Annotated in this window: 14 protein-coding genes and 1 pseudogene; 3 read left to right on the plus strand and 12 right to left on the minus strand. The window is 64.9% G+C overall.

Going from position 1 to position 21,332, the window contains the following annotated elements; translation table 11 throughout:
• Positions 1–72: 72 nt before the first annotated feature.
• The 12 genes and pseudogenes from KWO_RS12940 to KWO_RS12995 form a co-directional block, all read right to left on the minus strand.
• Positions 73–1,710: a DUF5597 domain-containing protein gene (locus KWO_RS12940; protein WP_026113370.1), complete on the minus strand. Its 1,638-nt coding sequence runs from the start codon at positions 1,708–1,710 to the stop codon at positions 73–75.
• A complete protein-coding gene (locus KWO_RS12945) occupies positions 1,710–4,049 on the minus strand; it encodes a S9 family peptidase (RefSeq protein ID WP_026113232.1) in 2,340 nt (779 codons plus the stop codon). The genes KWO_RS12940 and KWO_RS12945 overlap by 1 nt, the downstream gene beginning before the upstream one ends.
• Positions 4,039–5,625, minus strand: coding sequence for an APC family permease (locus KWO_RS12950; RefSeq protein WP_010363436.1), 1,587 nt, complete (start codon positions 5,623–5,625; stop codon positions 4,039–4,041). Before KWO_RS12950 ends, KWO_RS12945 begins: the two co-directional genes overlap by 11 nt.
• A gap of 56 nt (positions 5,626–5,681) precedes the next feature.
• Positions 5,682–7,546: pseudogene (locus KWO_RS12955) on the minus strand (DUF885 domain-containing protein).
• Positions 7,543–9,366 (minus strand): DUF885 domain-containing protein, encoded by a 1,824-nt coding sequence (locus KWO_RS12960; RefSeq protein ID WP_010378184.1) that lies wholly within the window; start codon positions 9,364–9,366, stop codon positions 7,543–7,545. Before KWO_RS12960 ends, KWO_RS12955 begins: the two are co-directional and overlap by 4 nt.
• A 116-nt stretch (positions 9,367–9,482) precedes the next feature.
• Positions 9,483–10,682 carry a M24 family metallopeptidase gene (locus tag KWO_RS12965; RefSeq protein ID WP_017112192.1) on the minus strand — a complete coding sequence of 400 codons (1,200 nt, stop codon included), beginning with the start codon at positions 10,680–10,682 and terminating at the stop codon, positions 9,483–9,485.
• The gene (locus KWO_RS12970) at positions 10,679–12,295 is read right to left on the minus strand and encodes an aldehyde dehydrogenase family protein (RefSeq protein ID WP_010378196.1); all 1,617 of its coding nucleotides are present in this window, start codon (positions 12,293–12,295) and stop codon (positions 10,679–10,681) included. The genes KWO_RS12965 and KWO_RS12970 overlap by 4 nt, the downstream gene beginning before the upstream one ends.
• 210 nt (positions 12,296–12,505) lie before the next feature.
• Positions 12,506–13,414: a dihydrodipicolinate synthase family protein gene (locus KWO_RS12975; RefSeq protein ID WP_010363448.1), complete on the minus strand. Its 909-nt coding sequence runs from the start codon at positions 13,412–13,414 to the stop codon at positions 12,506–12,508.
• Positions 13,411–14,724, minus strand: coding sequence for an NAD(P)/FAD-dependent oxidoreductase (locus KWO_RS12980; RefSeq protein WP_017112193.1), 1,314 nt, complete (start codon positions 14,722–14,724; stop codon positions 13,411–13,413). Before KWO_RS12980 ends, KWO_RS12975 begins: the two co-directional genes overlap by 4 nt.
• Entirely contained in the window at positions 14,717–14,962 is a 246-nt protein-coding gene (locus tag KWO_RS12985; RefSeq protein WP_010378203.1) for a 2Fe-2S iron-sulfur cluster-binding protein, read from the minus strand. The genes KWO_RS12980 and KWO_RS12985 overlap by 8 nt, the downstream gene beginning before the upstream one ends.
• Complete coding sequence (locus KWO_RS12990; protein ID WP_010363454.1) at positions 14,959–16,236, minus strand: NAD(P)/FAD-dependent oxidoreductase; 1,278 nt, start codon at positions 16,234–16,236, stop codon at positions 14,959–14,961. Before KWO_RS12990 ends, KWO_RS12985 begins: the two co-directional genes overlap by 4 nt.
• Positions 16,236–17,174, minus strand: a complete 939-nt coding sequence (locus tag KWO_RS12995; protein WP_010378205.1) for a proline racemase family protein — start codon at positions 17,172–17,174, stop codon at positions 16,236–16,238. Before KWO_RS12995 ends, KWO_RS12990 begins: the two co-directional genes overlap by 1 nt.
• 160 nt (positions 17,175–17,334) lie before the next feature.
• On the opposite strand from KWO_RS12995, the gene KWO_RS13000 reads away from it, so the two are divergent.
• The 3 genes from KWO_RS13000 (at position 17,335) to mutY (ending at position 21,320) form a co-directional block, all read left to right on the plus strand.
• Complete coding sequence (locus KWO_RS13000) at positions 17,335–18,051, plus strand: AraC family transcriptional regulator (RefSeq protein ID WP_007965956.1); 717 nt, start codon at positions 17,335–17,337, stop codon at positions 18,049–18,051.
• A gap of 205 nt (positions 18,052–18,256) precedes the next feature.
• The gene (gene ftsY / locus KWO_RS13005) at positions 18,257–19,912 is read left to right on the plus strand and encodes a signal recognition particle-docking protein FtsY (RefSeq protein ID WP_010378207.1); all 1,656 of its coding nucleotides are present in this window, start codon (positions 18,257–18,259) and stop codon (positions 19,910–19,912) included.
• A 334-nt stretch (positions 19,913–20,246) separates the two neighbouring features.
• Positions 20,247–21,320, plus strand: coding sequence for an A/G-specific adenine glycosylase (mutY, locus tag KWO_RS13015; RefSeq protein ID WP_010378210.1), 1,074 nt, complete (start codon positions 20,247–20,249; stop codon positions 21,318–21,320).
• The last annotated feature ends 12 nt before the right edge of the window (positions 21,321–21,332 follow it).

A 21,332-nucleotide genomic window follows, 5' to 3' on the forward strand; every position in this document is an offset into this window, starting at 1 on the left:
GAGTGAATTCGAACAAGGCCCAACCCATTGCAGACATCAGGCGGGAGGCGGCAACGACACGATCAGCAAGGCTCAGTAAGTACCTACCCACACCCGCAACACCACAGGCACGTTGCCGTCCGCATCCACACGCCCGAAGTTGAGGCCGTAGTCGGTCTGGTCGCCGTTAAGCTGCTTTTCCATCTGCCAGCGCCCATCGACATACCGCCCCTGCTCTACCCGCAACAGTTGTCCATGACGGGTATCGGCTGCATCGCGGAAAAATTCAATGCGTGCGGCCATACCGGTCACCAGAAACTCCTCCGGCCCCAGTTGGGCCACCAGCAGCCGGCCTGCGTGGTCGTCGTTGCCGGGCAGGATGGCCGGCGCATCGCCCCACATGGGCGCACCAAACGAAACCTTGGCCTCCCACTCGCCGAAGCGCAGCGTGCGCTGCGGTGCGCCGGGTTGCTCAGCCACAGCCTGCAGCCGGCCGTCGAAAGCGGCCTGCGCCAGAACCCGTTGCATCGGCGCCAGCAATTTGAAGTTGGCAGCATGCGCTGCCACCGCGGCGCGGTTGGCTTCGCTATCAAGATTGCCATCCATGCCGAAAACCGAAAAGCCGACGCCTCCCTGCCCCAGCACATGAAACAGATACGGTGCGGTGGCAGCCTCGAAGCCGGTTTCCGAGACCCAGGCCGGATTGTCGGGCCGCGCGTACTGGCCGATGACCTTGGTGTATTCGTTGTAATCGTTGGTGTAGATGTCGGTGCCGATGAAATCGATCGACGGCGTGGCCGCGCGCCACAGCGCGAACACGTTCACCGTGGCACCGCCAGAGGGATAGTCCATGCCTGGATAGCGCTTGCCCTTGTAGCGCAGCCAGGTGTTGACGTAGAACGGCAGCGGATACGCACGCTTGCCGGCGGCGGCCACTTGCTCGATGTACGTGGCGGTTGCATAGGCGTTGAAGGCTTCCGCAGCCTCGGCGCCGAACAACTGCTGCCAGCTGCCCTGCGGTTTGCCCAAGGCGCGCGCAATCGCGGCCGGGACCGGTTGCGCGAATGCGGCCTCCCCTGCCGGGCCATGGTCGCGCACCGTGCCAATTGCGCCCGGCTCGTTTTCAACCTGCACCAGAATCACGGTGTGGCGGTCGCCATCCACTTTGCGTAGGTGCTGCATCAATGCAGTGAATGCACGCGCGTCGGCCTGCATGTTGGCGGCCACATGTGGCGACAACACATCCACCGGCTCGCCATTGGCATCGCGCATGCGCGGGTACGTTGCCGTGTCGCGCTTGATCCATTCCGGCACGTAATGCATCTGGCCATTCTTCCAGCTGCCGAACCACAGCAAGGCCACACGCAGGCCACGCTTGCGGGTGCCGGCAATCAGCGCGTCCACATTAGTGCTGTCAAATCGGCCCTGCGCCGGCTCGAACTGCTCCCAATACACCGGTGCTTCCACCGTATTGGCATGCAGCGCCACCACCTCGTCCAGGGCTTGCGGCAATACCGCCGGCCACGCGCTGGAGTTATGCAGTTGCGCGGCCAGGATGGTGTACGGCGCACCATCGACAAACACCGCATGGCGGCCGTCTTTGGTGAAGAACCGTGGCAGTTCTTCGGCGGCGGCAAGCAGCGGCATGCTGCCCGCCAGCAACGCGATGAACCACAAAAGAGCGGCAACCTGGCCGCGCCGTTGTGGCTTGAATCGAGCAAACAAACGCATCATTGCGCCTCCGATGGCAGCGAATTCCAGTGCGGCGTGGGTTCGTTGCGCAGGTGGCGCACGAAGAAGTCGTACTGGCGGCGTTGCACGTAATCGATCCGCCCGCTGGAGCGGCCTACCGAGTGCTCGCCACCGGGCACATTGAGCAGGTCGAACTCTTTGCCGGCCTTGATCAAGGCATCGACCACCTGCGCGGTGGACGCCGGATCCACATTGCTGTCCTGCTCGCCCACGATCAGCAACAGGTCGCCCTGCAGCTTGCTTGCATTGACCACGCCAGACGCGTCAGCGTAGCTCGCATCCACCGGCCAGCCCATCCACTGCTCATTCCAGCTGATCTTGTCCATGCGGTTGTCGTAGCAGCCAGCGAAGGCCACGCCCACCTTGTAAAACTCTGGGTGACGTTCCAGCGCACCCAGCGTGCTCTGCCCGCCCGCCGAGGCGCCGTAGATACCAACGCGACTGATGTCGTAAGACGGATCCTTGGCGGCCAGTGCGCGATGCCAGGCGATGCGATCGGCAAAGCCGGAATCGCCCAGGTTTTTCCACGCCACATCGTGAAACGCCTTGGAGCGATTGGCGGTGCCCATGCCATCGATCATCACCACGATGAAACCCAGATCGGCCTGCGCCTGCATGCCGATCTGCTTGTCGCCGCCGGAGTGATAACCGAAAGGCCAGAACGTCTTGGGCACGAACGCATCATGCGGCCCGGCGTAGATGTTTTCGATCACCGGGTAGCGTTTGCGCGGGTCGTAATCGCGCGGGCGTACCACCATGCCCCAAATGTCGGTCCTGCCGTCGCGCCCCTTGGCAACGAAGGTTTCCGGGGCGCGCCAGCCGGCGGCCTGCAGCGTGTCGATCGTGCCGCGCTCCACGGTGTGCAGCAGTTGCCCATCGATGGCGTGCAGCTCCATCACCGGCGGCAGGTTCGGACGCGAATAGACGTCGACGTAATGCAGGCCATCATCGGCAATCGCTACATCATGGTCGGCATCAGCGTGAGTCAGGCGCGTCAACCGACGGCCGTCGAAGTCCACGCTGTACAGTTGCCGATAGTACGGATCTTTGCCCGCATCCATGCCGCTGGCGGTGAACCAGACGCGGCGCTGCGTATCGTCCACGCGCAATACATCGCGCACCACCCACAGCCCGCGGGTGAGCTGGCGTTTCAGCTTGCCGTTACGCCCATCGAACAGATACAGGTGCCGCCAACCGTCACGTTCGGAAATCCACAGCACCTCATCGCCGCGCCCATCGACATCGTGGCGAAAGCTGCGGTCGGCATACACGAAGGTGGGGGCGTCTTCACCAACGGCCACATGCGCGCGCGCAGTGCGGGCATCCACTGCGATCACGCGCATGCGTTGAAAACCACGCTGCACGTATTCGAACGCCACACTGCGCCCATCGCTGCGCCACTGCAGCGGCGACAGCGAATACGGGTTATCGAACAAGCCCGTCTCCACATTGCGCAGTGTGCCGTCGAGCGCGAACAGCACCGGCCGCTCCACATCCACCGCATCGCCCGGCTTGGGGTACAGCTGGGTGTGCACCAGCGGTTGCCCGCCACCGGCAGGCGCAGCCTCTACACGGGTGACACGACGGGCAAGCCCGGGACGCACGCGATAGACCGCCAATTGCTGCGAATCCGGCGACCAGGCAACACTCTCCAGATCGAAATAATCATCGGCGCGGCCGTCGCTGCTGAGCCGGGTTACCTGCCCATCGGCGACACGGCGCAGCATCAGGTTCCAGCCATCGGCCAGTACCTCCCAGTTGGCATCCGGCGAACGACGCGGCGTGGCGTCGGCCGGCACGAGTGGGTCGCGTACCACGCCGAAGCCGCGTGGACGTGACTGTTGCTGCGGACGTGCATCGGGCGCGCAGTGGTAGGTGGTCAGCGTGCAGCGCCAGGCTTCGTCTTCAAGTGCGAAGACAATGGCGCCATCGCTACGCGCGCCCTCTTTCGAAAAGAAAAACCGCTCGAACGGCAGACGCAACGGCACATAGGTTTTGCCGGTTGCCGCAGTCAGGCCCTGCGCCACGCGCGCCTGATCGAAGGCCGGCTGCTTCTGCAGCGTGGCCACATCGGCACTGACGAACGCGAAGCCACCCGGCACCGTCTTGCGATAATAAAACCTGCCATCGTCCTGCCACTGCGCCGGCCAGGCGATATTCTCTGTCAGCGTCATCCACTGCTCGCGTAGACCCAGCGAGCGTTGGTAGTCGGCAACGCTGGGGGCAGCCTGCGCAGCACCCGACACCACCATCACGCACGCGGCCAACACACGCCACCCACACAAACCACACGCGCTGCGGCGTGCATCACTCCCCATCGTCTTCCTCCAGCGCCAGTTCGTCACTGCGCAAACCACTGCGTGCGCCCCAGTGGTAGATGAAGAACGCCATAACCGCCACGCTCAGCGTATCGAACGGATGCGCGATCCAGCCATGTCCCCCGAACGTACCGGCCCACGACACCAGCATCACCAGCACGAAGAACACGATCAGCCACAACGATGCGCGTACCTGCCGCAACAAGCGCGTGCGCCCCTCACGCGAAGGCAAGCGATACAGCACGTACAGCGCGAATGCGAGCACCTGCAAGCCGAGCAGCCACGACAGGGTTGGCCAGGTGGACCAGTACACAATCAACGCCGCCACCATGAACGACAGCGGCCCCAGCACCGTCAGGCCGCGCACGAAAAATGGGCGCGGCAAGTCCGGTGCGCTACGGCGCAAGGCTGCCACGGTGACCGGCGCCACCGCGTAGCTCAGCACCAAGGCGGCCGATACCACGCCGATCAGCGTTTCCCACGAAGGGAAAGGCAGCGTCCAGAAGATCGATAAGCCCAGAGTCAACCACAACGCCGGACGCGGGATGCCGGACACCGGGTCCACCCGCGTCAGCACCGGCAAGAATCCCCCGCTCCGCGCCCAGCCATACACCACGCGCGGCGTGGCATTCATGTAGATGTTGCCGGTACCGCTGGGCGACACCATCGCATCGCAGATCACCAGCGCAGCCAGCCACGCCATGCCCAAGACCAGTGCGATGTCGTGGTACGGCAGCGAGAAGGCCTTGTCGATGCCCGCCCAGCCTTGTGCGAGTTGCGCGGCCGGAATGCCGCCCAGAAACGCCAGCTGCAGCAGCACGTAAATCACGGTGGATAACGCCACCGACAGGATCAGCGCAATCGGAATATTGCGCTGCGGGTCGCGCACCTCGCTGGCCACCGATACGATCGGGGTCAGCCCCAGATACGCGAAGATAATCCCGCCGGCCGAGATCGCCGCTTCCACCCCGGAGATGCCCGAGGGTGCGAACCCATGCACGGTGAGATTGTCTGCATTGAAATCCTTCATCAGCAGCACGATCACCAGGATCGGCACCAGAAACTTGAAGATGCTGACGATGTTGTTGGCCAGCGCAAAGGTCTTGACGCTGAAATAGTTGAGCAGGAAAAACAGCACCAGCAAGGCCAGCTGCACCAGCCAGCCCCAGATGCTGGGATGCGTACTGTTCGGCTGACTTAGCCACGGGAACCACGCTGCTGCGTATTGCCGCGCGGCTTCCACTTCGATCGCAATCAAGCTGGAAAATGCGATCAAGGTGATGAAGCCGGTCAACGAGCCGAGCAAGGCACCATGCGAATACTCCGGGTAGCGCACCACCCCGCCCGCGCGCGGCAAGGCCGCACCGAGCTCGCAATACACCAGCCCGAGCAGCAGCACCGCGAGGCCGCCCAAAATCCACGACACGATGCCGGCTGGTCCTGCAATCGAGGAGACATGGCTGGCCGAAAATAACCACCCGGAGCCGAAGATCGAACCCAGCCCGATAAAGGTCAGGTCGGTCAGGCTAAGCCGCTTGTGGAACTTGCCTTGTGTAGTCGCACCGTGTGTGGTCATACGTCGCCCCGAAGTGAGGAAAGCGCGGTTATTTCAATAAAGGCGTGGCGCACGCATTAGTCGCTGGCAGACGTTTTGGCCTCTGCCGAGACGTCTGCAGCGTCGTCGGCTGGATATGGCGACACGCCACCATCGGCGATGAAGCGGTCGATGCGTGCTTCCAGCACCGGCAATGGCACCGAACCGGTCTGCAGCAGCGCATCGTGGAAGTTGCGCAGGTCGAACTTCTCGCCGAGTGCAGCTTCTGCCTTGTGGCGCAGTTCCAGCATCTCCAACTCGCCCAGGTAGTACGACAGCGCCTGTCCCGGCCAGGCGATGTAGCGGTCCACCTCGGTGGTCACTTCGTGCTCACTCAGCGCGGTGTTGTCGCGCAGGTAGGCCTGCGCTTGTTCGCGCGTCCAGCCCTTGTGATGGATGCCGGTATCGATCACCAAGCGGCAGGCGCGCCACATCTGGTAGGTCAGATACCCGAAGCGGTCATAGGGCGTGTCGTACATGCCCATTTCCTGGCCCAGATACTCCGAATACAGCGCCCAACCCTCGCCGTAGGCAGAGATGTAGCCGTAACGCCGGAACTCCGGCAAGCCCTGCGCCTCTGCCGCCAGCGGCATCTGCAGTGCGTGGCCCGGCGAGGACTCATGCAGCGTGAGCGCGGTCAGGTTGTACAGCGGCCGCGACGGCAGGTTGTAGGTGTTGACCAAATAAATGCCCGGCCCCCCGCGGCCACCGGTGTAAAACGGCGCAAGCTCCGGCGGCACCGGCTCGATCGCAAACCGCCGGCGCGGCAGCCGGCCGATGTAATCGCCCACCTTGGCGTCCACGCGCTTGGCGATCCACGCCGCCTGCTTGAGCAACTCTTCCGGGGTCTTGGCGTAGAACTGCGGGTCAGTACGCAGGAAGTGCAGAAACGCGGGAAAAACCGCCTGCCCGGCCGGCGGCTTGAAGCCGCTGGAGGCGATGGTCTGGTCCATCTGGGTGCGCAGCTTGGCCACTTCCTGCAAGCCGATCTGATGGATTTGATCGGGGCTCAAATCCAGCGTGGTGAACTCGCGAATCTGCGCGCGGTAATACGCCTGCCCGTCCGGCAAAGCTTCGGCGGCCAGCGTGGGGCGTGCGCGCGGCTGGTACTCATTGCGAATGAAGTCCAGCAACTTGGCGTACGCCGGCACCACCTGCGTATCGATGGCCTTGACCGCTTGCAGGCGCAGCTGCGCCTGCACATCGGCCGGCAGCGTTGCCGGCATTTGCTTGAACGGTGCGTAGAACGGATTGGCCTCACCTTTGGCCTGCGCCACATCGGCGATGGATTGGTCGCGACCGGTCATCGTGACCTGGGGCTGGCTGAAACCACGCGCCAGCCCCGCGCGCATATTGTCGGTGTGCTCGGCGAAATAGCGCGGAATATCGGCCAGCATCTTCAGATAACGCTGGTAATCCTCGCGCGTGCGCAGCTTGGCTTCGGCGCTGAATCCTAGATCGCTCCAGAATGCGGAGTCGCTGTTGAACGGCATTTCCCAGGCGCGAAAATGCTGCTGGTCCAGCAACACCTGCAACTGCTGCCGGTACACCTGGTAACTCACCTGATCTTCGGCCGACAACTGCGCCTGCGGAATGGCATCCAGTTCCTTCAACGCTTGTTGCCAATACGCCGTGCGCAGGTTCTGCGTGGCGACATCGACCTTGGGCAGATGATCGGATTGCTGCTCCTGCGTGGCCTGGTTGTCCTCATCCACCGCGCCGGACGCCTGGGCCTGCCGCCAGCGCCATTCGCGCGTGTACAAGGCCTTGAAGCGTGCCGCTGCGGTGTTCTGCGTGGCCGCAGCAACAGCGTCGGCGCCTGCGCCGGCAGCGCAACGCCGCTCAAACTGGCTGCAATCAATAGGCTCATTGCGCTCGCGCGGAATACGCTGCCCGTCGTCATTTTTTTTTTTTTGCCTCCGGTGCTACCTTGGCCTGCGCAATCCACTGCCGCACACGTTGCTGCAGCATCGCCAGCGGCATCGCACCGCCGCCGAGCACCGCATCATGGAAGGCGCGTACATCGAAGCGTTCGCCGAGTTCTTTTTCCGCTTCCGCACGCAATGCCAGGATCTGCAGCTGACCGAGCTTGTAGCCCAGCGCCTGGCCCGGCCACACGATGTAGCGATCGGTTTCGGACTGGATGCTGGGCTCGTCATCGGACGGATGCGCGTGGAAGAAATCCACCATCTGCTGGCGATTCCAGTGTTTGTAGTGCACACCGGTATCGAGCACCAAACGGTTTGCGCGCAATAACTCGCCGGACAGACGCCCGTAATCGTTGTACGGGTCCTTGAAGAAACCGATCTCCTTGCCCAGGCGCTCGGCATACAGCGCCCAGCCTTCGATATAGGCGTTGTAGCCGGCCTGCTGGCGGAACGGCGGCAACGGCAGCGTCTGCGCAAGCGAGATCTGCAGGTGATGGCCCGGCACGCCTTCGTGATAGGCGGTGGTTTCGATATTGATCAGCGTGCGGCTGGCGAAGTCGCTGGTGTTGACCTTCACGATCGCCGGCTTGGTGCCTTCCGGATTGCTTTGCCAGTATTCGGCACCAGGCGCAGTACGCCGGAAGGCCGGCATCGCCTGCACTTCCAGCGGCGTCTTGGGCAGATGGCCGAACAACTTGGGCAGCTCCGGCTCCATCGCCGCGATGTATTGGCGGTACTGCTGCAGAATCTGCTCACCCGAGGTCGCAAAGTGGCGCTTATCGGTCTCCACTGACTTGCGGAAGCTGGCCAGGTCGGCAAAACCCTGTGCCTTGGCGATCACCGTCATCTCGCCTTCGATGCGCGCGACCTCCTTCAAACCGATCTGGTGGATGTCCTCCGGCGCCATGTCGGTGGTGGTCTGGGTATGGATGGCATAGCGATAACGGCGCTCACCATCGGGTAGCGACCATAAGCCCTCCTGCGCGCGCCCTTGCGCAGCGTATTCGTCGCGCACGAACGCGGCCAATTTGCTGTACGCCGGGCGCACCTGCTGGTCGATCGCTGCAAGCAGTTGTTTGCGCAAGGCCTCGCGTTGATCGGCCGGTACGGCAGCGTCGAGCTTTTTCAACGGCGAGGCGAATGGGCTCTGTTCGCCGGTCAACGCGGCGATCTTGTCGATCTGCTCGGGCATGCGCTCCAGCAAATAACGCGGTTGAGTGAGGCCATCTTTTGCCCCCTGGCGCGACACCGCAATGACCTGCTCGATCACCGTCGGGAGTGTCTGCAAGCGCTTGATGTAATCCTGGTAGTCCTTGGCGTTTTCAAACGGGAATGCATCGCCGTACCCGGCCAGCGCCAGCTGTATGCCGCCAATCGGCTCCAGCGGCATCGCATAGGTCTTCAGATCGATGCCTTCCAGCTTGTCGCGCAACTGTCCCAGCATCATCTGCAGGCTGAGCTGGCGTTGCGCGTCCAGCGTCTTGGCATCCACTGCTTCGAACTGCTTGAGCAGGTCGGCGGTTGCGGTGCGGTCTGCCTGCACGGCCTCCAGCGAGTAATCACTCCAGCGATCATTATAGCGCTTGTCGCCAATGATGCTGGCGAACTCCGGGGTGTGCTGCAGCTGGTATTGCCACTGCTTGTCCAGCAGCGCATCGAAGGCCTTGGCAGCCTGCTCGCTGGTTGAGGCGGAAGCAGGCGTCGCCACCTGCTCCGCTGCGGGCGGCGCCGGCTTGCAAGCGGTGAACAACGCGGCTGCAAGCAGGCCGATAGCGACAGGACGCAGGTGCTTCATGCAGTTACTCCAAGATGCGATGGCGGCCGTAGGAGCGCGCTTGCGCGCGATGGGCGTTACCGAGAAAGCCATTCGCGCGCAAGCGCGCTCCTACGGGTGCGTGAGCCTGGGCAGGCTCACGCAAACGGTTGATCGATTGCTATCGACGGCGGCGTGAACCACTGCGCGCCTTCGTCGGTAACGTAGAAATGGTCTTCCAAGCGCACGCCGAACTGCTCCGGCACCACAATCATCGGCTCGTTGCTGGCGCACATGCCCGGCTGCAGCGGCAGTGCATTGCCGCGCACCAGATACGGCGCCTCATGAATCGCTAAACCGCAGCCGTGACCGGTGCGATGCGGCAGGCCGGGCAGCCGATAGTCGGGCCCGAGCCCGGCAGCTTCCAATACGGTACGTGCCGCCTGGTCCACCGCCCCGCACGCCACGCCGGGGCGAATTGCCGCAAACGCCGCCGCCTGCGCGGCCTGTTCCAGGCCCCAGATGCGCTGCTGCGCAGCGTTGGGGGCGCCATAGATCCAGGTGCGGGTGATGTCGGAGTGGTAGCCCTGCACGGTACAGCCGGTGTCGATCAACACCAGTTCGCCTTCGCGCAGGTGCTGCACACCGGGAATGCCGTGCGGAAACGCGGTGGCATGGCCATATTGCACGATGCAGAAGGTCGAACCGTTATCCGCGCCCAGCGCACGATGCGCCTCATCGATGAAGCGCACCAATTGATCGGTGCCGATGCCCTCGTGCGCGATGCCGGCGGCCAACCGCTGCACCAACAAGGTCATGTCGCAGGCCTGCTGCATCAATGCCAACTCGGCCGGCGACTTGCACATGCGGCAGCCATCGATGATGGAGCCGGCATCGCGAATTGCCTTGCCCAGATGCGCACGCAGACCGGTGTGCACGGCGAATGCAATGCCCGGGTCCAGCGCCAAGGCATGCGCATGGCGCTCATCCATGGCCTGCACCACCAGCGCATACGGGTCGTCGTGTTCCTCCCACAGGTATTTGGCCACCGGGATCTTCAGAACCGCATCCAGCGAGCCTTCTTCGAATGCGGGGCAGATCAACACCGGGTCGCCGTCCAGCATCAGCAGCAACGCGACCAGACGTTCGCTCGCGCCCCACGGCACGCCGGTGAAGTAGCGCAGCGAGGTGCCGGCGCCGATCAACAGCGCATCCACGCCATGCGAACGCATCAAGCCACGTGCGCGCTCGATGCGGCACTCGTATTCGTCTGTGGCGATCGGCGCGGCGCGTTGGGTCCACGGTGCCAGTTGCGCGCGCGCCTGCTCCAGCGACAGCCCGCCGATCTGGCTGCTCATGCGCCCGCTCCAAGATCGGCGGTGCTCCAGTGCCCATCAACCAGACGCTGCACACCGCCCGGATTGCGTTGACGCAATTCGGCAGGCAGCAGCGCATCTGGCACTGCGTCGTAGCTATGCAAGGCGGCAAAACGGCGGATGGCGCCGGGCATGCCCACCGCAGTGAATCCCGGATGCCCGGTGCTCGGAAACGGGCCGCCATGATTCTGCGCTGCGCTCACCGCCACGCCGGTCGGCATCTTGCTGTTGATCAAGCGCCCTACACGCGCGCGCAGCACCGGGGCGATGGCCTGCCAAGCCGCATCGTCGGTGCCGTCGGCGGCGCGGTACAGCGTACCGGTGAGATTGCCTTCGAACGCAGCAGCAACCTGGGCCATTTGCGCCACATCGGCTGCGCGCACCAACAGGCTCACCGGGCCGAAGGCTTCGGCCTGCAGCGCATGCGGCTTGGCAATGAAGGCCTGCGCACCCACGCTCAACAAGGTGGGTGCATAGCGGTAGCCATCCTCGCCGGTGTGACCGCCGGCCAGCATGCTGGCACCGGCAGCACGCAGGTCCGCCACGCCACGTTGCACACCGTGGACGCCGGAGGCGGAGAACAGCACCATCGGCATGGCCGCTTCGAAATGCGCCTTGGTGGCTGCCACGAATGCATCGCCCGCCGCACCGTGCGGCACAACCACCACGCCGGGATTGGTGCAGAACTGGCCGCTGCCAAGCGTGCAGGATGCGAAGAATTCCTGCGCAAGCGCATCGCCGCGTTCGGCCAGCGCGCCGGGCAACAGGAACACCGGGTTGACGCTGGACAGCTCGGCATAGAACGGCACGCCCGCTGCGTCTGCGGCTGCCTTCAGCGCCAGCCCACCGGCACGGCTGCCGGTAAAGCCAATCGCGCCCAGTCGCGCATCACCTGCTAAACGCACACCGATGGCATTGTCGAAGTGATACAGCAGCTGCACGGCCGCCGCAGGAAGACCGGCCGCGACCAGCGCCTGATGCGCCAGCTGCGCCATGCGCTGGCTGGTGGCCGGATGCAGCGGATGCGCCTTGGCGATGACCGGGTTGCGCGCGGCAATCGCCGAGGCGAAGTCGCTGCCGGCAATTGCATTGAACGCGAACGGGAAATTGTTTGGGCCGAATACCAACACCGGCTTGCCCAGCGGCGCCAGGTGCGAACGCAGATCTGCCGCGCTGTCGATGATGGGCTGGGTCCAGCTGTAACTACGTACCGCGTTTGCGGCCTGACGTAATTGCCCGCTGGTGCGCGGCAGTTCGTTGCCGCGCAGGCGGGTGGGCGCCGGCAACGCCGTCTCGGCATGCGCCAGTGCAACCAAGGTGTCGGCATCGGCATCCAGTGCGTCAGCGTAGCGGTCCAGAAAGGCCGCGATGCGCTCGACCGGCGCGGCCGCGAGTTCCGCTGTCACTGCCTGCGCCGCAACGACGGCCGCTTCCACATCGTCCGCACCACTGATCGGAAAATGCGGCCCGATCGGCTCACCGGTGGCCGGGTTGGCGGCGCGGAAGCGGCCGGTGGGGGCACGGCTGGGTTGCCATTGGCCACCCAGCAGAATCTCTGCTGTGGTCGCGGGAGTGGAGTGGTTCGTGTCGTTCATTGCGGCACCTTCGATGACAGGGATGCAGGGCCTGCGCACTGTGCGCCAGCGGCCGACCAAAAAGGTGATACGGATGCAGCACTGGGTGCCACATCCGCAGCGGCGGACGCATCGCACCACGCATAGGTACGGCGCGTGGTGCGAATCGGCACAGGCCGCATCCTGCGCTCACCCGCAGGCACAGCGTGCGATGACAGCGTCATTGCGCCATCAAGACAACTTGGGCGCAGTGGCGATGGCATGGTCAATCACCTTCAACGCAGCATCGCGCTCGGCGCCAGCCACCACCAGGCGCGGTGCACGCACCTGCTCGCTGCCCATGCCTACTTTTGCCTGCACCAATTTGATCAGCTGCACGAAGGTGGGCACGGTATCCAGACGCAGCAGCGGCAGGAACCAGTGGTAAAGCTCCTTGGCCGCCGGGTAACCGCCATCGCGGGCGAGTTCGAACAGGCGTACCGATTCTTTTGGATACGCATTGACCAGGCCGGCAATCCAGCCCTTGGCGCCCATGCTCAGACCCTCGACGATGGCATCGTCCATGCCGACCAGCAGCGCCAGGCGATCGCCCAGCAATTCCTGCAGCGCGGCGAAACGGCGCACGTCGCCGGAGGACTCCTTCACTGCCTGCAGGTTCGGGAATTCGGCAGCCAGCTCGGCGATCTGCGCCGGGCCGAAATCGGTCTTGTAGGCGACCGGATTGTTGTACAGGATCACCGGCAGATCGGTTGCGGCGATCACCGCGCGCACATGCGCGCCCATCTCGCGCCAATCGGTGGAATACACGTACGGCGGCAGCACCATCAAGCCGCCGCAGCCGATGTCCTTGGCCGCTTTGGCTAGCGCGACTGCTTCTCCGGTGGCAAGGCTGGCGATACCCGGCACCACCGGCACGCGGCCGTTCAAGGCGGTCACCAGCGTGCGCAGGATCGCCAGCTTGTCTTCCACGCTCAAGGTGGCCGCTTCGCCCAACGAGCCCAGCGGCACGATTGCGGTGCAACCGGCATCCACCAACTGGTTGGCGTGCTTGCCGAGGAAGTCGTGGTCGATGTCGCCGTTAGCGGTGAACGGGGTGGTGATGGCTGGCAACACGCCGTGCCAGAACGCAGCAATGCTCATGGATGATTCCCTTGCGAGTCGGAAGTGAACGAATCGGCCAGCGCCGCGAGGCGGACCGGGAACAACGGCGGCCGGCGGCCGGCGTCGGTGGAAAGATCGGGCGGGCAACGGCCCAGTTCGGCCAGCGCAGTCCCGCAGATGCGACCCTGGCAGGCGCCCATGCCGCAGCGCGACGCGAGCTTGGCATCGCGTGCATCGTTGAAGCTGTCCAGCGCGCCCAGCGGCACGTCTTCGCAGCGGCAGATCAGCGTGTCCGGTTGTGCCAGCGTGCGGATGCGTGGATCCAGCGCGAATTGCTGCTGCAGCAGATCGGCAAACGCACGCGCCGCATGACGCCTTGGTTGCAGGCGCAGCGCAGCGTCCGGGGCATCGGCGGCCATATACCCGGCCATCGCACCCTCAATCAATGCGCAATCGCGCCCGCCGATGCCGCAGGCTTCGCCGGCGGCAAATATCTGGGTGACGCTGGTACGCAGCAACGCATCTACCTGCACCTGCTGGTGCGCGCCGTATGCCTGCAGCTGGCAACCCAGCAATTGCGCAAGCTCGGTGTTGGGCACCAGGCCATAGCCCACCGCCAATTGATCGCAGGCAACACGCGTGCGGCCGGTGGGCCCTTCGAGTTCGACTTCGCGCAGCTGCGTGTCGCCATGCGCGGCAACCACAACGCTGCCGGCGCGATACGCCACTGCATGCAGCTGCAGGCGCAACGCCGCGGCCTGCGCGGCTTTACCCGGCCAGCGCCACAATTGCAGCGCGAACTTGCGCAACGCCGCTGCCGAGGTTTGTTCGTGGATGCCGAGCACCTGCGCGCCATGCCGTTGCAACGTGGCCGCACTGGCCAACAGCAAGGGGCCGCTCCCAGCCACCAGCACACGCTTGCCGGCAAGCGGCCAACCCTGCTTGGCCAGCGCCTGCGCCGCGCCGGCACCGGTGACGCCGGGCAGAGTCCAGCCTGGAAACGGCAGCAGCAATTCGCGCGCACCGGTGGCCAGCACCAACGCGGCGTAGTGCAGTTGCAGCGTGCCGTCCGGGCCATCGGCCAATAGCCAGCCCGGTTGCGCCAGCAAAATTTGCGTGCGCGTCAGCACCGTAATTGCTGCATTGCCCGCCACTTGCTGCAGCAGTGCGCGCGCATCAGCCGGCGCGCCATGGTGCACGTCGCGGCGCCATACCTGCCCGCCAGCACGCGGCTGCATGTCCACCACGCCCACGCGCACGCCTTGGCTGGCCGCCGCCTGCGCCGCCGCCAGCCCGGCGGGGCCGGCGCCGATCACCAACACGTCGAAATGCAGCACACGCTCAGCCACCGGTTCGCACCTGCATGCCATCGCGCGCATCCACCAGGCACGCGCGTTGCTGACCGACGCCATCAATGCGCACGCGACATTCGAAACACACGCCCATGCCGCATAACGGCGCGCGCGGTTGCCCGCCGCTGGATTCGCGGAACCGCAGCGTAGCCTGCGCCACAGCAGCCGCCACGCTGGCACCGGCCGGCACTGCGACCAACTGCGCATCCACATGCAGACGCACGGTCGCGCTCATGCGGGCGCACCTTGCACGGCACGCGCCGGTGCATACGGCGCCGGGTCGATGGCCGGGGTCCGCCCAAGCAGACTATCCACGATCACCCGTGCGCTCCCCAGCGCCGTGGTGACCCCTAGCCCCTCGTGGCCGGCGGCCACCCACACATCGCGCCGGCCGGGCACAGCCCCTAAATACGGGCGCCCGTCCGGCGTGGCGGGACGCAACCCGGTCCACACGCGGATCGCCTGCAGCTCGCGCAGCACCGGCAAATACACGAACGCGCGTTGCAACATCTGCTGCAGCACCGGCATCGACAGTGCACGATCGTGTTCGCCGAACTGGCGCGACGAGCCGATCAGAATCTGCCCGGTTGGCCGCGGCTGCACATTGAAGGCCACGCTGGTGTCGTCGGCACCATGCGCCGAATCGGCGTAACCGAGTTCCAGTAGCTGATGCTGGATCAACCCCGGGTGCCGGTCGGTGATGACTAAGTGGCCTTTGCGCGGGCGTAATGCCAGCTCAGGCAGCAACTGCGGCAAGGCCACACCGCTGGCGACCAACACCGGGCCCGAGAGCACCTGCCCATCGTCCAGGCGCACCGCATGCGCCTGCAACTGCGCCACGCGACGCCCGGCAAACAGCCGGGCGCCGGACTTACAGGCCAAACTCACCAAATGGCGCGCCACCCGCGGTGGATACACCACAGCTTCATCAGGCACGCGCATGCCGCCAGCCAAGCCTAGTACCAACTGTGGTTCCAGCGCATACAGCTGCGCTGCATCGATCGCTTCGGCATGCAGGCCGGCGGTTGCCAGGCGCGCGATCTTGGCCGGCACCGCCGCCAATTCCCGCGCGTCGCGGGCCACCCACAGCGTGCCGCAGCGGCTGAATTCGGCTTCGCTCAGCGTGGCGAAGCGCTCCCACAACCGCAGCGAATACGCCGACAACGCCAGCTCGACCGGGTCGTCGTCCATTGCCACCAGGTGCCCCATCGCCGCTGCGGTGGAGCCGCCGCCGATCGGTCCCGGCTCGACGATCGCCACGCGCAATCCCTCGCCCGCCGCGGCTTCGGCGCAGGCGGCGCCCACGATGCCGGCGCCGATCACGATCAGGTCGTAACTGCGCCGCGTGGAAGCAGCAGACGTTGCCGAAACGGTTTCGCAGTCGCCGCCCAGTCCAGGTGCCGATGTCGACGCAGACAGCGCCGCAGACGTCTCCGCTATTGCAGCAGACACCGCATCGGCCGACGACGTGGCCGACGCAACCACCGGCGCTGGCCGCACGACATCCATCAGGCCACGATGCCCCAGGCGAACGGATCGGCCGGGTCGATCACCAATTGCGAGCGCGCAGTGATGAAGGCCTGCCCGCTGATGCGCGGCGCGATGCCGCGCCCGCTCACGCGATAACTGCCTTCGAAGGCGCTGCCCAGAATCCCCTGCTGCACCCAGCGCTCGCCTTCGGCCAGCTTGCCGTCGGCCGCCAGACACGCCAGCTTGGCGCTGGTGCCAGTACCGCACGGCGAGCGGTCGTAGGCCAAGCCAGGGCACAGCACGAAATTGCGCGCCACACCGCTGCCATCGGGCGCGGCGCTATTGACTTCGATATGGTCGATCTCGCCACCGGCTTCGCCCGTGATACCGGCCGCTTCCAGGGCCAGCCGAATCGCTTCGGTGTAGGTAGTCAACTCGCGTTGATGCGCCAGATCCAGTGCACATGGCGCCTGCTCGGTGATGAAGAACCAGTTGCCGCCCCAGGCCACGTCGCCACGCACCTGACCATGCCCCGGCACCTCGACCTCCACGCCGCTGGCAAAGCGATAGTTCTCGACATTGTCCACCGACACCGTGCCGTCGTCGGCCAGCTCCACGCCCACCGTGCCCACCGGCGTCTCGATCCGGTGCTGGCCCGGCGCGATGCGCCCCAGTTCGGCAAGCGTGCGTACCACGCCGATGGTGCCGTGCCCGCACATGCCCAGGTAGCCCACGTTATTGAAGAAGATCGCCCCGGTGCAGGCACCCGGCTCGCGCGGCGGCAGCAACAGGGCGCCCACCATGGTGTCCGACCCACGCGGTTCGCAGGCGATGGCGCTGCGCCACTGGTCGAACTCGCTGCGGAAACGCTCGCGGCATTGCGCCAGGTCGCCATCGCCCAGATCGGGGAAACCGGAAAGGACCACGCGGGTGGGCTCGCCGGCCGTATGGGAGTCGATGACGTCGATGGTGTGCATGGCTCATGCTCCCACTGCCAGCCTGCGGACGACTAGCGCCCAATGCGAAGTGAAAATGCGGAAATCTGCACAATCGCCAACCCCAATCACAGCCGCGCGTTTGCGCTAGGATCATTGCTGGGTTGCACATTCGTGCAACCGTCTAATCGTGACCGCTACCATGACCCTGATGGATCTCAACCTACCCGCCCTGGAAATGCAGACGCTGTTCGATGCACTGCCGGATGTGGTGTTCTTCATCAAGGACAGTGAGGGCCGCTACACCCACTGCAACCTGACCCTGGTGCGCCGGCTGGGACGTAAGCTGCGCAGCGAGATCATCGGCCGTTCACCGCTGGAAGTCTTCCCCTTGCCGCTGGGCGGCAGCTACATGATGCAGGACCGCCGCGTGCTGTGTGGCGAGCTCATCGACAACCAACTCGAGGTGCATCTGTACCCCAATCGCCTGCCGGGCTGGTGCCTGACGTTCAAACGCCCGCTGTGCGAGGCCAATGAGGTGATCGGCGTGGTTGGTATCTCGCGCGATCTGGGCCAGCCCGATAGCCGTCACTCCGCTTACGAACGCTTGAGCCAGGTGATGGAACACATGCAGGCCAACTTCGGCGACAACCTGCGCGTGCAAAGCCTTGCAGACCTGGCCGGGCTGTCGGTGGCGCAGTTGGAACGCCACTTCCGCCGCGTCTTTCAGGTCACCCCGCAGCAACTGTTGACCAAGTTGCGTATCGAATCAGCGATGCGGCTGTTATACGGCGACGACAGCATCGCCAGCATCGGGCAACGCTGCGGCTTTGCCGACCAGAGCGCCTTTGCGCGTCAGTTCAAGGCCACCGTCGGCATGACGCCACGCGATTACCGTGCACTGAAAGGTCAGTTATAAGACAGAAGTTCGCATTGACACATAGCCGGCACAAATGCCGAATTCAGCAGGATTTGCCTCGTGTTGGCGAGCGCAGCTGAGTCGCCACACAAGCGGCCGTCGCGGTACATGCGATGCGCTTACATAGCGTGTTGCGCTGAAGGGCGCGTCAAGGCGCCACAAGGCCCGGATGATAGAATTTCGGGTTTCCCCTACTGCGTTGCCAATGGCCAGCTTTTTTCGCCGTAACAAGCCAACCACGCCCGACAGCTCGCGTACCTCGCGCTACAGCCTGGAAGAACTGGCAGCTGCATTTCCCACCGCGCCGTCTGCCGCCACGCCGGCCTCGCCGGTCGAGGCGATGCCGAATGCCCAACCAGCGATAGACACAGCCGCAGCGCCGGTTATCGCTCCAGCCACTCTTGCAGCGCCGCGTACCGAACCTGCAGCCCCTGTCGCTGCGCCGCCGCCTGCCGCCACGCCCGCCGACCAGCTTGCGCAGGAGATCGCTGCACGCACTGGTCAAGCGCAGAGCATTGCGGCCGTTCCGAGCACCCCTGCGGCCCCGGCGGCGCCTGCGCCGACCGCATTGCAGGCACTGCCAGATCCGATTCCCGCTAGTGCGCCAAGCACGCCAGTCACCGTCGTGGTGCCACCGGGGGTGATGCAGCCGCAGACCACACCGACGCCACCTGACGCTGCGCCCGAGCAACCGGCAACGCCGCCGCAAAGCGCAGCGCCTGCCGTGGTCGCAGCGCCGGTTGCTACGCCGCCAGTCGTCGCTCCCGCGGTTGCAGCGCCTGCACCTATCGCTCCACCAGTTGCCGCAGTTCCCATTGCTGCAACTCCGGCAACTGCTGCGCCGACAGTCACCGCGCCGGCCATCGTCAGCGCACCGCTGCCGACCACGCAGGACAGCGACAGCATCGTCGGCCAGCGCGACGCCCTCCCTGCTGCGCCGGCAGGCAAAACCGGCTGGCGCGAGCGCCTGCGCAACAGCACCTTTGCACGCAGCTTCGGCGGCCTGTTCTCGCGCAACCCCAAGCTCGACGACGATCTGCTGGATGAAATCGAAACTGCGCTGATCACCGCCGACGTCGGCATCGGCGCTACCACCGCATTGATCGAAGGCCTGCGCAAGCGCATGAAGTCGCGCGAATTCGTCGATGCGCAGGCAATGTTCAAGGCACTGCGCGCCGATCTCATCGCACTGCTGCAGCCTGTCTCCAAGCCACTGGTCATCGACCGCTCGGTGAAGCCGTTCGTGGTGCTCACCGTCGGCGTCAACGGCGTTGGCAAGACCACCACCATCGGCAAGCTCGCCAAGCGTTTCAAGGACGAAGGCAACAGCCTGATGCTAGCCGCCGGCGACACCTTCCGTGCCGCTGCCGTGGCGCAGTTGCAGGCTTGGGGTGATCGCAACGGCGTGTCCGTGATCGCGCAAGGGCAGAACGCCGATGCTGCGTCGGTGGCGTTCGACGCGTTGCAGGCAGCCAAGGCACGCGGCACCGATGTGTTGATCGCCGACACCGCCGGGCGCCTGCACACCCAGACCGGGCTGATGAACGAGCTGGGCAAGATCCGCCGCGTGCTTGGCAAGATCGATGCCGCCGCGCCGCACGAAGTGTTGATGGTCATCGACGGCACCACCGGCCAGAACGCCATTTCCCAGCTGCGCCAGTTCCATGCTGCAGTTGGTGTCACCGGTCTGGTCGTGACCAAGCTCGATGGCACCGCCAAGGGCGGCGTGGTGTTCGCACTGGCGCGCGAGTTCAATATTCCGATCCGCTTTGCCGGCATTGGCGAGCGCCCGGAAGATCTGCGCGTATTCGACCCGGTCGCCTTCGTCGACGCGCTGCTGCCGGAAGCATTGGGCGGTTGATTGGAAGATGCCTGCACGCACCTGCAGCCGCTATGCGCGCAGGCGCGACGGGCAGGTTGCACGGTGCGGCAAGTGTCGCACACTTGGTCGCAGGCAAGACGCGTGCTGGAGTTTGCTCACCCCATGCCTGCAGCATTACCAAAGCAGTCCCGCGCAGATGCTGCGGTGGTTTACCACCACGCGCCGGCCGTACCGCATTGGCCTGGCGATGAAGGATTTTTCTGCGAACGTTGCCTGGTCGGCCTTATGTTCCCGCTGCGGTGAATAAACGCCATGCAGGACCCGCGCAACACCTCTGCGTCCCGCAGCCACGCCCCAACGCCAGCAGAGCTTCATGCCAGCCAACCGCACCACACCGTCCGCTGAGGCCTTCGTCGACCGTCTGCTGCACTGGTTCGACGACCACGGCCGTCACGATCTGCCCTGGCAGCACCCGCGCGCGCCGTATCGGGTGTGGCTGTCGGAAATCATGCTGCAACAGACCCAGGTTGCGGTGGTCATTCCATACTTCAACAAGTTTGTGGCGCGCTTCCCTGCGCTGGCGGATCTGGCGGCAGCCGACAACGACACCGTGATGGCGCACTGGGCCGGGCTGGGCTACTACGCCCGCGCACGCAATCTGCATGCCGCTGCCAAACAATGTGTCACCCTGCATGGTGGCGAATTGCCACGCGACTTCGATGCATTGCTCGCGCTGCCAGGCATCGGACGCAGCACTGCGGGCGCCATCCTGAGCCAGGCCTGGAATGATCCCTTTGCCATCATGGACGGCAACGTCAAACGCGTGCTCACGCGCTTCCACGACATCGCCGGCTATCCCGGCCTGCCGGTGATCGAAAAACAGCTATGGCAACTGGCCACCACGCATGTCGCGCATGTCCCGGCTGGCCGCTTGGCCGACTACACCCAGGCGCAAATGGATTTTGGCGCCACCCTGTGCACGCGCGCCAAACCCGCATGCGTGTTGTGCCCACTGCAGAACGATTGCAGCGCACGCCGCGATGGCCTGGTCGAAGCACTGCCTACGCCCAAACCTGGCAAGCAGTTGCCCGAACGCGAAGCCATCGCGCTGCTGCTGCAGAATGCCCAGGGCCATATCTTGCTGCAGCGTCGCCCGCCGACCGGCATCTGGGCCTCGCTATGGACGCTGCCGCAGGCCGAGACCGATAGCGGCATGCGCGCCTGGTTCGCGGCGCATATCGACGGCGACTACGAACGTGCCGACGAGATGTCGTTGATCGTGCACACCTTCAGCCATTACCGCCTGCATCTGCAGCCCTTGCGCCTGCGTAAGGTCGCGCTGCGTGCCACGGTACGCGACAATGACGATCTACGCTGGGTGGCGCCTGCCGATCTCGCATCGCTGGGCCTGCCGGCGCCGATCCGCAAGTTGCTCGACGCGTTATAGAGCGCGTCTCCC

The sequence above is a fragment of the Xanthomonas vasicola pv. musacearum NCPPB 4379 genome (assembly GCF_000277895.2).
Lineage (GTDB): Bacteria > Pseudomonadota > Gammaproteobacteria > Xanthomonadales > Xanthomonadaceae > Xanthomonas > Xanthomonas vasicola.

What these genes read in the sequence shown, in the direction of transcription:
- KWO_RS12940 (WP_026113370.1), bottom strand. Translation starts at nt 1,710, where the DNA reads ATGCGTTTGTTTGCTCGATTCAAGCCACAACGGCGCGGCCAGGTTGCC.
- KWO_RS12945 (WP_026113232.1), bottom strand. Translation starts at nt 4,049, where the DNA reads ATGGGGAGTGATGCACGCCGCAGCGCGTGTGGTTTGTGTGGGTGGCGT.
- KWO_RS12950 (WP_010363436.1), bottom strand. Translation starts at nt 5,625, where the DNA reads ATGACCACACACGGTGCGACTACACAAGGCAAGTTCCACAAGCGGCTT.
- KWO_RS12960 (WP_010378184.1), bottom strand. Translation starts at nt 9,366, where the DNA reads ATGAAGCACCTGCGTCCTGTCGCTATCGGCCTGCTTGCAGCCGCGTTG.
- KWO_RS12965 (WP_017112192.1), bottom strand. Translation starts at nt 10,682, where the DNA reads ATGAGCAGCCAGATCGGCGGGCTGTCGCTGGAGCAGGCGCGCGCGCAA.
- KWO_RS12970 (WP_010378196.1), bottom strand. Translation starts at nt 12,295, where the DNA reads ATGAACGACACGAACCACTCCACTCCCGCGACCACAGCAGAGATTCTG.
- KWO_RS12975 (WP_010363448.1), bottom strand. Translation starts at nt 13,414, where the DNA reads ATGAGCATTGCTGCGTTCTGGCACGGCGTGTTGCCAGCCATCACCACC.
- KWO_RS12985 (WP_010378203.1), bottom strand. Translation starts at nt 14,962, where the DNA reads ATGAGCGCGACCGTGCGTCTGCATGTGGATGCGCAGTTGGTCGCAGTG.
- KWO_RS12990 (WP_010363454.1), bottom strand. Translation starts at nt 16,236, where the DNA reads ATGGATGTCGTGCGGCCAGCGCCGGTGGTTGCGTCGGCCACGTCGTCG.
- KWO_RS12995 (WP_010378205.1), bottom strand. Translation starts at nt 17,174, where the DNA reads ATGCACACCATCGACGTCATCGACTCCCATACGGCCGGCGAGCCCACC.
- KWO_RS13000 (WP_007965956.1), top strand. Translation starts at nt 17,335, where the DNA reads ATGACCCTGATGGATCTCAACCTACCCGCCCTGGAAATGCAGACGCTG.
- ftsY (WP_010378207.1), top strand. Translation starts at nt 18,257, where the DNA reads ATGGCCAGCTTTTTTCGCCGTAACAAGCCAACCACGCCCGACAGCTCG.
- mutY (WP_010378210.1), top strand. Translation starts at nt 20,247, where the DNA reads ATGCCAGCCAACCGCACCACACCGTCCGCTGAGGCCTTCGTCGACCGT.